General features: G+C 67.4%; 11 protein-coding genes and 1 pseudogene. 7 read left to right on the top strand and 5 right to left on the bottom strand.

Annotated features, from left to right (window positions below; all coding sequences use genetic code 11):
- Position 1: 1 nt before the first annotated feature.
- Positions 2 to 898 (bottom strand): amidohydrolase family protein, encoded by an 897-nt coding sequence (locus tag AB4851_RS07075; protein ID WP_414449019.1) that lies wholly within the window; start codon positions 896 to 898, stop codon positions 2 to 4.
- A 60-nt stretch (positions 899 to 958) separates the two neighbouring features.
- Positions 959 to 2224 carry an MFS transporter gene (locus AB4851_RS07070; RefSeq protein WP_414440237.1) on the bottom strand — a complete coding sequence of 422 codons (1266 nt, stop codon included), beginning with the start codon at positions 2222 to 2224 and terminating at the stop codon, positions 959 to 961.
- 145 nt (positions 2225 to 2369) lie between these two features.
- Here AB4851_RS07070 and AB4851_RS07065 point away from each other — a divergent pair, with 145 nt between their 5' ends.
- The 5 genes from AB4851_RS07065 to AB4851_RS07045 all read left to right on the top strand — a co-directional run bounded on the left by AB4851_RS07065 (position 2370) and on the right by AB4851_RS07045 (position 8473).
- Positions 2370 to 3311 carry a LysR family transcriptional regulator gene (locus tag AB4851_RS07065; RefSeq protein ID WP_414440238.1) on the top strand — a complete coding sequence of 314 codons (942 nt, stop codon included), beginning with the start codon at positions 2370 to 2372 and terminating at the stop codon, positions 3309 to 3311.
- A 360-nt stretch (positions 3312 to 3671) separates the two neighbouring features.
- Positions 3672 to 4070: a hypothetical protein gene (locus AB4851_RS07060; protein ID WP_414440239.1), complete on the top strand. Its 399-nt coding sequence runs from the start codon at positions 3672 to 3674 to the stop codon at positions 4068 to 4070.
- A gap of 66 nt (positions 4071 to 4136) precedes the next feature.
- Positions 4137 to 6452 carry an outer membrane protein assembly factor BamA gene (bamA, locus tag AB4851_RS07055; RefSeq protein ID WP_414440240.1) on the top strand — a complete coding sequence of 772 codons (2316 nt, stop codon included), beginning with the start codon at positions 4137 to 4139 and terminating at the stop codon, positions 6450 to 6452.
- A 111-nt stretch (positions 6453 to 6563) separates the two neighbouring features.
- The gene (locus AB4851_RS07050) at positions 6564 to 7616 is read left to right on the top strand and encodes a lysozyme inhibitor LprI family protein (protein WP_414449018.1); all 1053 of its coding nucleotides are present in this window, start codon (positions 6564 to 6566) and stop codon (positions 7614 to 7616) included.
- A 593-nt stretch (positions 7617 to 8209) separates the two neighbouring features.
- Complete coding sequence (locus tag AB4851_RS07045; protein ID WP_414449017.1) at positions 8210 to 8473, top strand: hypothetical protein; 264 nt, start codon at positions 8210 to 8212, stop codon at positions 8471 to 8473.
- Here the strand turns inward: AB4851_RS07045 and AB4851_RS07040 are convergent.
- Together AB4851_RS07040 and AB4851_RS07035 are read right to left on the bottom strand one after the other, a co-directional pair.
- Positions 8450 to 8602, bottom strand: a pseudogene (locus AB4851_RS07040) (integrase core domain-containing protein); the annotation flags it as partial. The gene AB4851_RS07045 and the pseudogene AB4851_RS07040 overlap by 24 nt on opposite strands.
- 16 nt (positions 8603 to 8618) lie before the next feature.
- On the bottom strand, positions 8619 to 9395 hold the full coding sequence (locus AB4851_RS07035; protein ID WP_414449016.1) for an SDR family oxidoreductase: 777 nt from the start codon (positions 9393 to 9395) through the stop codon (positions 8619 to 8621).
- Positions 9396 to 9611: 216 nt separating this feature from the next.
- Between AB4851_RS07035 and AB4851_RS07030 the strand changes: the two genes are divergently transcribed.
- A complete protein-coding gene (locus AB4851_RS07030; protein WP_414440244.1) occupies positions 9612 to 9818 on the top strand; it encodes a hypothetical protein in 207 nt (68 codons plus the stop codon).
- A 376-nt stretch (positions 9819 to 10194) separates the two neighbouring features.
- Here the strand turns inward: AB4851_RS07030 and AB4851_RS07025 are convergent, their stop codons facing one another.
- Positions 10195 to 11340 (bottom strand): GGDEF domain-containing protein, encoded by a 1146-nt coding sequence (locus AB4851_RS07025; protein WP_414449015.1) that lies wholly within the window; start codon positions 11338 to 11340, stop codon positions 10195 to 10197.
- Positions 11341 to 11823: 483 nt separating this feature from the next.
- Here AB4851_RS07025 and AB4851_RS07020 point away from each other — a divergent pair, with 483 nt between their 5' ends.
- Positions 11824 to 12363: an RrF2 family transcriptional regulator gene (locus AB4851_RS07020; protein ID WP_414449014.1), complete on the top strand. Its 540-nt coding sequence runs from the start codon at positions 11824 to 11826 to the stop codon at positions 12361 to 12363.
- Positions 12364 to 12390 lie beyond the last annotated feature (27 nt).

Genomic DNA, 12390 nt, shown 5'->3' with positions numbered 1-12390 from the left:
GTTACAGGCGGAACAGCGCGCGCGGCGATTCCACAAGGATCGTGCGGCGCTGCGCGTCATCGGGCACCCAGCGCTGCAACGCGCGGGAGGCTGCTGCGTAATCAACGCGGTCGCGGTGCTCGGTGTGCGGCCAGTCGCTGCCCCACATCAGGCGCTGCGGCCCGAACGCGGCCAGCAGGTCGGCGGCCAGCGTCGCGCCGAGCGCCTCGCCGCCGCCTTCGCGCACGCTGCGATAGGCCGCCGACAGCTTGACCCACACGCGCCCGCTGTCCGCCCGCGTCAGCAGATCGCGAAAGCCCGGATCGGCCGCACCGGCCGCCAGGTCGGGCCGGCCGAAATGGTCGATCACGATCGCCCGGCACTGCGGCAGCAGCGCGTCGATCAATATGGGTAAGTCGGCCGCGCCGCGATGGATCTCGAGATGCCAGCCGAGCGCGTCGATGCGCGCGAGAAAGTGCGGCCAGGGCCCACTGCGCAGGTCGGGCAGCGGCAGGCCGATCAGGTTCAGCCGCGCACCGACGATGCCGCTCGCGGCCAGCGCCGCCAACTCCGCGTCGCCGATCTGCGGATCGACCACGGCCACACCGCGAAAGCGCTGCGGATAGCGGCATGTGACGCTCGCGAGCCAGCGGTTGTCGGTGCCGAGAAAGCTTGGCTGCACCAGCACGCCGTGCGACAGGCCGTGGCTGGCCAGATGCGCCACGTAGGCGTCCAGCGTCGCGTCGTAGTCGGGCGCGTGGCGGCGTTGCGCGGCCAGCGGCAGGCCGCGCACGAACAGGTGCGCGTGCGTATCGACACCGGCCAGCGGCGGCGCGGCGGCGGCGAGCCATGCGGCGCCGGCAGCCGACAGGCCGGCCTCGGCGCGCACGGCGAAATCGTCAGGCAGGGAAAGACTCATCGTCGACATGATCGGGAATGCGAAGGAAATCGAAACGGCACGCGATGCAATGGTGCAAACTCAGCGACGCGCCTCGGCCACCGCGCGCGCCGGCTCGGCGATGCGCCGGCCGCGCGTCTCGGGCAGCATCAGCGCGGCGATCACCACCAGCCCGTAGGCCACGCCGGCATCGATGCCGAGCGCCGAGCCAAGCGACATCGAGCTGCTCATGTGGCCGATCAGCACCGGAAAGCCGGCCGACACGATGCGGCCGAAGTTGTAGCAAAAGCCCACGCCGGTGCCGCGCACGCCTTGCGGATACAGCTCGTTGAACAGCGCGCCGAGCGTGGCCGGAATGCCGGCCGAGAACAGCCCGAGCGGGAAGCTCAACAACAGCATGGCGGTGTCGCCGATCGGCAGGAACACATAGATGTTGACCATCACGCCGCAGCACACCGCGAACAGGATCACGTTCCAGCGGCGGCCGATGCGATCCTGCAACCACGCGCTGACGAAGCAGCCGACGATGAACGCCACGATCACCACCGCCAGGTAGCCTCCCGTGCCGAGCACCGACAGATGACGCTCGGTCTTCAGGTAGGTGGGCAGCCAGGTGGTGATCGCGTAGTAGCCACCGTGCGCGCCGAGGCCGATCAGGGCGCCGACGGCCGTGGTGCGCAGCACCGCCGGCGAGAAGATGCCGGCCGCCGTCGCCAGCACGCCTTGGCGCTGGCCGTTCGCGTCGATCGGCAGCGGCTCGCGCGGCGGCTCCACCACGTTGCGGCGCAGGTAGAGCACCAGCATCGCGGGCACCAGGCCGATCGCGAACAGCAGCCGCCACGCCCACTCCTGCGAGACGAACGAGAAGATCGCGGTGTAGAGCAGCACCGCGCCGCCCCAGCCGAAACCCCAGGCGCTCTGCACGATGCCCATCGCCTTGCCGCGATGTTTGGCGTTGACGGTTTCGCTGAGGAGCACCGCGCCGGCCGTCCATTCGCCGCCGAAGCCGATGCCCTGCAGCGCCTTCAACGCCAGCAACTGGTCGAAGTTCTGCGCGAACGCGCTGAGGAACGTGAAGAAGGAAAACCAGATCACGGTGATCTGCAACGCGCGCACGCGCCCGACCCGGTCGGACAGCACGCCGGCCAGCAGCCCGCCGAGCGCGCCCGCCACCAGCGTCGCGCCGCCGATCAGGCCCGCCTGGCCCTTGCTGATGCCCCAGACGGTCAGCAGCGTCGGAATCACCAGCGAAAAGATCTGGGTATCGGCGGCGTCCACCGCCCAGCCGGCAAAGCAGCCCCACAAGGTTCGTTTCTCGGCGGGGGTGATGTCCCGATACCAGCGCATGACCGTCTCCTCGATGCGGGCGGCGCGGCGCGCCGGCCCGGCGGCCCGGTGGTTCCGGCGCCGCAATTGATTGATAGCCGGCATTCTGGCGCGCCTTGCATGCGTCGTACACTATGGAATCGTTGATCTTTCATTGCATGAGCGTATGGAATCGGCTCGCATCCTCAAATACTTCCTGGCCGTGGCCGACGCCGGCAGCGTGACCGGCGCGGCCGACCGGCTCGGCCTCGCGCAGCCCGCGCTGAGTCAGGCCATCACGCGGCTCGAACGCGAGCTGGGCGTGAAGCTGTTCTCGCGCACGCGCCGTGGCGCAACGCTGACGCCGGCCGGCGAGGCGATCGTCGACGACATCCGGCTCAGCGTCGCGCGCATCGAAGCCGCCGAGCGGCGCGTGCGCGATATCGGCGCGCAGCGCGGCGGGCGGCTCACGGTCGGCTTCGTGTCGGCAGCGCTGTTCGAGGTGCTGCCCAAGGCGATCGCCGCGCTGCGCGCCGCCGTGCCGAACGTCGAGCTGACGCTGCGCGAGATGAGCAACGCCGAGCAGGCCAGCGCGCTCGAATCGGGCGAGATCGACATCGGCCTGCTGCATACGCCGGTGGTGGTGCGCGGCCGCATGCACGAGCAACTGATCGCGCGCGAACGCCTGCAGGCCGTGGTGCACGACACGCATCCGCTCGGGCCGGACGGCCGCCTCGCGCTGGCCGACCTCGCGCGCATCGGGCTGGTGTGGTTTCCGCAAGGGCAGTTGCCGGTGGTGCGCGCGGGCATCCTCAGCGCGTTCCGCAAGGCCGGTTGCGAGGCCGAGATCGTGCAGGACGCGAACCGCTCGCTGACGGTGCTGGCCTGCGTGGCGGCCGGCTGCGGGGCGTCGTTGCTGCCCGCCTCGGTCAAGGCGTTGCAGTTCAGCGGCGTGCGCGTGTGCGAGATTCGCGACGGCGACGCGCTGCCGTTCTTCGAGCTGAGCGCCGTGTGGCCGAACCGCTCGCGCCCCACGCTGGCCGACCGCTTCGCCGCGCTGCTCGAACGCGATGCGGCCAGCGACGCAACGCATGATGCGCCGGCCGCCTCGCGCAAGAAGCCCCGTTAGCCGCGCCGCCATCGGCCCTGTCGGCACGCGCTTCGCGCCCGCCTGACGCCGGCGTCATTTCCGTAACACCCGTAATCGTCGTAACGCCGCGAAAAAATCCGGCAACACGGCCGCTGCCGTTCGACGGGATTTCTTTCGGCTTCCGAACGAATGGCCTTCGCCCCGCACCCACGTTCGACACGAAAGCGCGCATCGCCCTCATCGCGACACCGCCGCACGCCTTGTTGCGCCTTGTTGCGCCTCGTTCGCGCGCACCCCGCTCCGTCAGCCGCCGGAAAGAAACATGCAGTAAACACGAGGTAACCCGTCGCCGCGCGCCCGACGCGATACTCGCTTCCGTTTTCCCACCGGAGCGCGAACATGGCGCCGCCTCAGGCTTATTCGATCGATGCGCTGCACGGCTTCGAGCTGACCGAAGACGGCCAGTACCTGATGCTCAACAGCAACCAGCCCGATCGCCTCGCCCTGCATTGCTCGGTGATGCACGAGCTGCTCGCGGCGTTGTCGAATGCGATCGGCTCGTCGGAGCGCATCCGCCACAAGCAGCGCAGCGTCAAGTTCGTGATGCCGTGCGAGGCGTGGACCGTCGGCCGCGATGCGGGCGGCGCGCCGGATTTGATCCTGTCGTTCCGCCTGCCGGGCGGCGCCGAGCTGTCGTTCCAGGTCGAGCGCGCACTCGCGGGCCAGATGGCCGACGTGCTCGCGCTCGCCAGCGGCCCCGCTTCCGCCCTGCCCCGCGCGGCCGGCGCACTGCAATAAGCGCGCGCCGTCGTGCGCGTCCGCCTTCCCTCTCGCCCGCGGGTTCCCCGCCTTTCCGCCATCCGCATGAATGCATCTTCCCTGTCGTCCCGCCGCCTGCGGTTCCTGACGGTCGCCGGCCTCGGCGCGACCTCCGTGTCCGCCTGGGCCATCGATCCGTTTACCGTCTCGGACATCCGCGTCGAGGGCCTGCAGCGGATCGAGCCCAGTTCGGTGTTCGCCTATCTGCCGATCAAGCGGGGCGACACGTTCACGGATGATCTGGCATCCGAAACGATTCGCAAGCTCTACGCGACCGGCTTCTTCAACGACGTGCGGGTGGCGACGCAAGGCAGCGTGGTGGTGGTGCAGGTGCAGGAGCGCCCGGCGATCTCGGCGATCGATTTCGCGGGCATCAAGGAATTCGACAAGGACAACCTGACCAAGGCGCTGCGCGCCGTGGGCCTGTCGCAGGGCCGCTACTACGACAAATCGCTGGTGGACAAGGCCGAACAGGAACTGAAGCGCCAGTACCTGACGCGCGGCTATTACGCCGCCGAGGTCACCACCACCATCACGCCGGTCGATGCGAACCGCGTGTCGATCCTGTTCTCGGTGGCCGAAGGCCCGAGCGCGAAAATCCGCCAGATCAACTTCATCGGCAACAACACGTTCTCGTCGAGCACGCTGCTCGACGAGATGCAGCTTTCCACGCCGAACTGGTTCTCCTGGTACACGCGCAACGATCTCTATTCGAAGGACAAGCTGACGGGCGACCTCGAGAACGTGCGCTCGTACTACCTCGATCGCGGCTACCTCGAATTCAATGTCGATTCGACCCAGGTGTCGATCTCGCCCGACCGCAAGGACATGTACCTGACGGTCACGCTGCACGAGGGCCAGCCCTACACGCTGTCGAGCGTGAAGCTGGCCGGCAACCTGCTCGACCGCCAGGCCGAACTGCAGAAGCTGGTGAACATCAAGGCCGGCCAGCGCTTCTCGGCCTCGAAGCTGCAGGCCACCACCAAGGCGATCGTCGACAAGCTCGGCGAATACGGCTACGCGTTCGCCACCGTCAACGCGCAGCCCGAGATCGACCAGGCCACGCACAAGGTGGGCATCACGCTGATGGTCGATCCGAGCCATCGCGTATATGTTCGCCACATCAACATCTCGGGCAACGCGCGCACGCGCGACGAGGTGATCCGCCGCGAAATGCGCCAGATGGAAAGCGCGTGGTTCGATTCGAACCGGCTCGCGCTGTCGAAGGATCGCGTCAACCGGCTCGGCTATTTCACCGACGTGGACGTCTCGACCGAGCCGGTGGAAGGCACCACCGATCAGGTGGACGTCAACGTGAAGGTGACCGAGAAGCCCACCGGCTCGATCACGCTCGGCCTCGGCTACGGCTCGGGCGAAGGGCCGATCATCTCGGCCGGCATCTCGCAGGACAACGTGTTCGGCTCCGGCACCAGCCTGTCGGTCACGGTGAACACCGCCACCACCTATCGCACGCTGGCCGTCGAGCAGGTGGACCCGTATTTCACGATCGACGGCATCCGCCGCATCACCGACGTGTATTACCGCACCAGCCAGCCGCTCTATTACTCGAGCACGACCGACACCAGCTTCCGCGTGATCACCTACGGCGCGTCGACGAAGTTCGGCATCCCGTTCTCGGAAACGGACACGGTGTTCTTCGGCGCGGGCCTCGAACAGAACCGGCTCGACGTGGATTCGACCACGCCGCAAAGCTATATCGACTACGTGAATTCGTTCGGGCGGGTATCGAACAACGTGCCGGTCACGGTGGGCTGGTCGCGCGACAACCGCGACAGCACGCTGATCCCGAGCAAGGGCTACATGCTGCAGGCCAATGCCGAATACGGCACGCCGCTCGCCGCCACCACCTACGTCAAGAGCGACCTGCAAGCGCAGTACTACTACTCGTTCGCGCGCGGCTTCATTCTCGGCGTGAACTTTCAGGGCGGTTACGGCAAGGGCCTCGAAAACAAGCCCTATCCGATCTTCAAGAACTACTACGCGGGCGGCATCGGCTCGGTGCGCGGCTATGAATCGAGCTCGCTCGGCCCGCGCGACGCCACCACCGGCGACCCGATCGGCGGCTCGAAGATGCTGGTCGGCAACATCGAGCTGACCGTGCCGCTGCCCGGCACCGGCTACGACCGCACGCTGCGCGTGTTCACGTTCGTGGACGGCGGCAACGTGTGGGGCTCGGAAGGCAACAGCGTGGGCGCGAACGGGCTGCGCTACAGCTTCGGCGCGGGCCTGGAATGGATCTCGCCGATCGGGCCGCTCAAGCTCGACCTCGGCTTCCCGATCGTCAAGCACACGGGCGACCAGTACCAGAAGTTCCAATTCCAGATCGGCACGTCGTTCTGACGCGGCGGCCCCACATCCGTCTCCCGCAGCCGGGCGGCTTCGCGTAGGATAGCCGGCGGTCCGCGAGCGGACCCGCGGCGCCGGCCTGCGCCGCCTACCCCACGGAGACGTATGAACACTTCGACCAACCGGGCGTCGTGGCTCGGCGCCCTGCTGATCGCCGCCCTTTTCACCGCCGCCGCCCTGCCTTGCACCGCGCGGGCGGCCAGCTTCGATTGCGCCCAGGCGGCCACGCCGACCGAGAAGCGCATCTGCGCCGATCCGCAACTCTCCAGGCAGGACGAAACGCTGCGCGACCTCTACGCCCGCGCGCCGGCCACCCCCGACTGGCGCGCCGACCAGCGCGCCTGGCTCGCCACCCGCGACGCCTGCGCCGACGACGCCTGCCTGCGCAACGCCTACGCCGACCGCCTGGTCGTGCTGCGCCACGCCAACACGCCGTTCCACTGGGGCACGCGCTGGCAGCGCGTCGATTCGAGCGGCCAGCACGGCGCGTCGATCGACATCACGCACGTGAACGACCAGCATTTCCTGTTCAGCTTCGACGCGGCGGCCGGCGCGAACTCGGGCGCGCTGTCCGAAACCGCCACGTTCTCCGCGCCGGGCACGGCCCAGTACGTCGGCAACCAGAAGATGGATACCCAGGGCTGCGTGCTGACGTTCCGGCGCGTGCTGAACCGCCTGAGCGTGGACCAGAAGGGCGACCCGTTCGCCTGCGGCGCGGGCGTCGGGGTCTATTACAACGGCGATTACGTCGCCGCCGCGAAGGACCCGAACGCCGCGCCGAGCCTGCTGTCGCTCGGCATCGCGCGCAGCGTGGCCGAAGATGCCGCGCTGCACCAGTTGCTCGGCCACGACTACCAGACCATGGTCGGCACCGCCGGCGTGGTGGATACCAGCGCCGACAACCTCGACCACAACGGCGCGCGCGTGGCCGCGATGTTCGTGCAGGGCGTGGCATGCGACACGAAATCGGTGCTGATGAGCGACGACCGCGGCCACCTGTGGGCCGCCGTGTGGGATGCCGGCATGCCGCCCGCGCCCACATCGATGCGCTATTACACCAACGTGCCGGCCGATCGCGGCCGCTTGCCCAAGACCATCGCCGAAGCGAACACGCAAACCTGCCCCGGCGAAACCGTGGTGGTGAAGATGATGCCGTGAGGGTGTCGAGCGGCCCGGCGCGGGGTGATTGCGTCGGGTGCGTTCTTATTGCTTCATTTTGTTATTGCGGAATATCGACTAAACAAAAACCAGTCATTCAAACCCGTCAATTCCGACAGCATCCGACTGGAATAAAAATTCGATTCGATTATCCCGTTTGCTTATTGCATTGACCGGTTATTAGGCCGCCGCATCTCGCACTCGACCCGCAATCGTTTGCGCATAACCGGCCGCGTAAAATTTTAAACTTTCGTGGTTTTTTTCATTGCGTCGTGCGATTATCGCCGTCGCGATGCTACCTATGTGTCGCAAGGAAGTTTCGTCGGCCCGTATTCCGCCGAAATTATCCAGTGCCTTGACGATCCGCGCCGCCGGCGGCGCGGATCTTTTTACCGAGGCATTTTTTCTGAATTAGTGCCAATTCAAATTTCAGATATCTCGATCATGGCCGCCAATCGGCGCGATTCTTTGGAATAGGCGCTCGCCATTTGCCAGGGAAGCTGCAATCAAACACCGCCTTGTTCAGCGTCATGGTGCTGCGTCACGTTTTCCCTCATTGTTTCGAAGCCCCCTAGAACTTCGTTCAATGATGCATGGCCACATCACACGGCACCATCCGTAGGGCGCTTAAAGCCCTGCTGTTTATCGTTCTGTTTCTTTTGTCGTTCCGTTTTGTCCGCCCATACGACGATGAATGGACACAGTCCGAAATGCGCGCATGGATGCACGCGTCGGAAGTGCTGGGCATCCGTGACCCGGAAGACCTGTATATCGGTCTATGGATCACCGTTGAATTGATCGTGGCAGCGATTGCCTATGTGGCGATCATCAGGCTATGGCGGCGCTTTTCGGCATGACTGGCTGCGTAGGCACTGTTCGTTGTAAAACCCATGCCACGGCCCAATCGGCACCTCGGCCTCCGCGCGGCTGCGAAACCATTCCCGGTTCAGCAACGCGTCGCGAAGTTTTCCGTTAAAGCTTTCCAGCTTGTGTCAGCCACACTCAGCCGCGCCCCACAAACGGCATATTGCTCGCCATCACCGTCATGTTCAGCACATTGGCCGACAACGGCAGGTTCGCCATATAGCCCACCGCATCGGCCACATGCGCCACGTCGAACATCGGCTCGGTCGCCATCGTGCCGTTCGCCTGCAAAACCCCGCGCTGCATGCGCTCCGACAATTCCGTCAACGCATTGCCGATATCGATCTGGCTGCAGACGATGTCGAACGCGCGGCCGTCGAGCGCGATGCTGCGGGTCAGGCCGAGCACCGCGTGCTTGCTGGCCGTGTACGGCGAGGTGAACGGCCGAGGCGTGTGCGCCGAGATCGAGCCGTTGTTGATGATGCGCCCGCCGCGCGGCGACTGGCGGCGCATCAGCGCGAACGCGCCGCGCGCGCACAGGAACACGCCCGTCAGGTTGGTGTCGATCACGTCGCGCCAGCGCTCCACGCTCAGTTCGTCGATCGGCACGGCCGGCGCGTTGATGCCGGCGTTGTTGAACAGCAGATCGAGCCGGCCGTAGGTGCGCTCGATCTCGGCGTAGAGCGCATCGACGCTGCCCGCGTCGCGCACGTCCACGCTGACGGCCAGCGCCTCGCAGCCACGCGCCTTCGCCGCCTCGACGAATTCGGCCAGCGGCTCGGGCCGGCGGCCGGCCGCCACCACCGTGAAGCCGTCGTCCAGCAGGCGGTTGGCCGTGGCGCGCCCGATGCCGCTGCCGGCGCCGGTCACGAGTGCGATGCGCGGCGTGGCCGCGTGATTGGCGGTGGATTCCATCTGCGAGTCTCCTGGTCGTGGCGAAGGGAACGGGGTGCCGGCATGGCCGCGCCCGGGGGGAGCCGCCCGGCGCGCCGCATGCACGGCGAAGGTGCTAGCATGGCGCAACCCGAGGCATCGCGCTGCAGGGCGAGCACGTCGCCACGGGCTTTCGATACGCTTGCATACCGTAGGGAACCAGGAGGAGCTATGTCTTTCGAGCATCGTGGATTTCGCGTGACCACGGATACCTTGCCGGACGATACCGGCACGCAGTGGCAATGCATCGCGAAGATCCACGGCATCGACGACGCGCATCGCGACGTCGAACTGCCGAACGTCGAACTGACGATCTCGCGCCTGAAAATCGACGTGCTGATGGTCATCAGCATGATCGAGCAGCGCGCCAAGGATTCGATCGACGAGTGGCTCGCGGCCCACTGAGCCACGGCACGGCGACCGCACGTCACGGGCGCCAGCCCGGCGGCATGCGGTGGCCGTTTCACGGCGCGGCGGAAGTTCGTCGCGCCTGAGCGCTCGACCGGCTTCGGTCCCAATCCACCGCCTTCCGGCTTGCCCGCTTCAGCCTTCCCCGCCTTCCCGCTTCGTTACTCGCTCACCCGCTTGATCCGCTCAACCGCTTCGGCCTGCCGTCCCGATGGATCGCCTGCCCGGCCTCGCTCGCCTGGCAATGTGTCCCGCGCCTGCGGTCCCCAACAGCTTCGCGGCAATTACGGCATCCCGCGGATACGCTGCCCCGGCGCGCTGAAGATCCGCGCCGCGCACACGCCTGCCCCGCTCGTACACGCCACCGCTCATTTCACGCGCCCGGCGCGCTGCCGGCCAGCGCCGAATGCGCCACGCGGATCACGTCGCGGCCCGTTTGCCGGGCCTCGTACAGCGCGAGATCGGCGCGCACGTAAAGGCGCTCGAAGGTATCGCCATCCTCGGCCGCGGCAATGCCGCCGCTGACGGTGTAGACGCAATCGCCGCCCGGCGTCACGACGGTGCGTGACGCGGCGGCCGCGCGCAGCCGCTCGCCGGCCTGCCAGGCCGCGCGCGCCGCGGTGCCGGGCAACAGCACGCCGAACGTTTCACTGCCGATCCGGCCGACCAGCGTATCGGCACGCAGTTGCGCCCCGGCCAGTTGCGCGAAATCGCGCAGCACCGCATCGCCGCCGGCGCTGCCGACGGTGTCGTTGATGCGATCGAAGCGGTCGAGTTCGAGCACCAGCAACGCGACCGGGTGCACCGTGCGCGGGTCCGCCAGGCAGTCGCGCACCGCCGCCTCGAACTGCTTGCGCGACGGCAGGCCGGTCAGCGCGTCGCCGTCGGTGCTGTCGCTGGCGCGGCGCAGCAGCGTGTCGTGCACCAGCATCAGCGCCGCGAGCGGCAGCATCGCGGCCGCCACCTCGGCGATACAAAACAACATCGGCACCCTGACGTGCGCGGTGCACGCCGCTCCGTCGAACACCGCGCACAAGCCCATCAGCAACGCCAGCCCGGCCGTGACGCGACGCGGGCGCACGATGTCCGCCGTCGGCGCGGGACGCAGCAGACGCCACGCGATCGACGCGCCGAACACCACGGCAAACACGCTGTTCGCAAGCGCCATCGCGGGCTGCCCGCCTCCGGCCACCGCCACGCCGCCCAGCACCAGCCCAAGCGCGACCACCGCGCCGGCCAGCGCCGGCCGATTCGGCTGCACGCCTGCCAGCCGCTGGCAGCCGGCGTAAAAGCAGGCAAGCGACGCGGCGCCGGCCAGCCCGGCCAGCACCAATGCGAACGGCGCGGCCACCTGCCGATGCGGCAACGGCAGCAGCACCGAAACGCTGATCAGCGCGGCGCAGGCGGCCCATTCACGCACGCCGGGCAGCCGGGCGCGCCACAACGAGGCGTGCAGCACTAGCGCGACGATACCGATCGAGGCGGCGAAAACGAGGAAAGGCGGGACAGGATCTGACATTCGGGTAGCGGCGGATCAGGCGCGACGGGGCTGAGGCCGGCCGGCGGCTCGCGCTCGGCGAACCCGCTTTCGGCAAACGACATGCAATGGCTCTGACGCGCCCCGGACACCCATGTGATTCTCTCGGTCTGTTGTCTTGTGAATGGCTTCGGCCGGCCGGCGCGGTCGATACGCGCGGTCACGGCAATCGGATTCGATGCGCGTGCAACGGTGTGCGCATCCCGCCTGGTCGGAGCGAAACCCGGCATCGTCGGCACGATCGCAGACGACGCGACGTGATTGTAGGGGGGCTTGCGGGCCGGTGGACGCCATGCCAAGAACTTTAACAATCTTTCGCCGGCGGACATGGACGTACCGAAAGCGGCCCGCCCGCCGAGGATTACAAGGACATTTCACCCGGGTCGTGAACAGCGGCGCGGCGGCCGATTGCACGGCACCGCGAACCACGCTACCCTAACTCCGATTCAGAAAGTCGGAGTGGACATGGCACATATCAGTACAGGGGTCGAATACGGGCTGCATTGCCTGCTTTATCTGATCGAACCGGCGCCGGGCATGCGCGAGGCCAGCGTGCGCGATCTCGCGGAATTGCAGGGCGTGCCGGTGGATTTTCTCGCCAAGCTGTTCACCAAGCTGCACAAGGCCGGGCTGGTGATCGCCACCGAAGGCGCGAAAGGCGGCTTCGCGCTGGCGCGGCCGGCCGAGCAGATTTCCGTGCTCGACGTGGTCAGCGCGATCGACGGCGATAAAGCGCTGTTCGAATGCCGCGAGATTCGCGACCGCTGCGCCGTGTTCGAGGGCGCCAAGCCGGCGTGGGCGACGAGCGGCGTGTGCGCGATCCACTCGGTCATGCAGCAGGCGGAAAAGAAGATGCGCGAATCGCTGGCCTCGCAATCGCTGGCCGAAATCGCCGGGCGGGTGTCGTCGAAGGCGCCGCGCAGCTTCGGGCCGCAGGTCGTCAAGTGGTTCGAGGATCGCGCGAACTCGCGGCGGCGCGAGCGGAGCGGCGGTTCGCCGGCCTGAGCGGGGGCGCCGGGGCGGTGGCCGCGC

The organism is Burkholderia sp. 22PA0099, assembly GCF_047497165.1.
GTDB lineage: Bacteria > Pseudomonadota > Gammaproteobacteria > Burkholderiales > Burkholderiaceae > Burkholderia.
The sequence above is the reverse complement of the archived record's forward strand: the minus strand, read 5'-3'. Positions and strand labels throughout refer to the sequence as shown.

Excerpts from the sequence above, each read along its gene's own strand:
- AB4851_RS07065 (WP_414440238.1), top strand. The coding sequence starts at position 2,370 with ATGGAATCGGCTCGCATCCTCAAATACTTCCTGGCCGTGGCCGACGCC.
- AB4851_RS07025 (WP_414449015.1), bottom strand. The coding sequence starts at position 11,340 with ATGTCAGATCCTGTCCCGCCTTTCCTCGTTTTCGCCGCCTCGATCGGT.
- AB4851_RS07075 (WP_414449019.1), bottom strand. The coding sequence starts at position 898 with ATGAGTCTTTCCCTGCCTGACGATTTCGCCGTGCGCGCCGAGGCCGGC.
- AB4851_RS07050 (WP_414449018.1), top strand. The coding sequence starts at position 6,564 with ATGAACACTTCGACCAACCGGGCGTCGTGGCTCGGCGCCCTGCTGATC.
- AB4851_RS07020 (WP_414449014.1), top strand. The coding sequence starts at position 11,824 with ATGGCACATATCAGTACAGGGGTCGAATACGGGCTGCATTGCCTGCTT.
- bamA (WP_414440240.1), top strand. The coding sequence starts at position 4,137 with ATGAATGCATCTTCCCTGTCGTCCCGCCGCCTGCGGTTCCTGACGGTC.
- AB4851_RS07060 (WP_414440239.1), top strand. The coding sequence starts at position 3,672 with ATGGCGCCGCCTCAGGCTTATTCGATCGATGCGCTGCACGGCTTCGAG.
- AB4851_RS07070 (WP_414440237.1), bottom strand. The coding sequence starts at position 2,224 with ATGCGCTGGTATCGGGACATCACCCCCGCCGAGAAACGAACCTTGTGG.
- AB4851_RS07035 (WP_414449016.1), bottom strand. The coding sequence starts at position 9,395 with ATGGAATCCACCGCCAATCACGCGGCCACGCCGCGCATCGCACTCGTG.
- AB4851_RS07045 (WP_414449017.1), top strand. The coding sequence starts at position 8,210 with ATGGCCACATCACACGGCACCATCCGTAGGGCGCTTAAAGCCCTGCTG.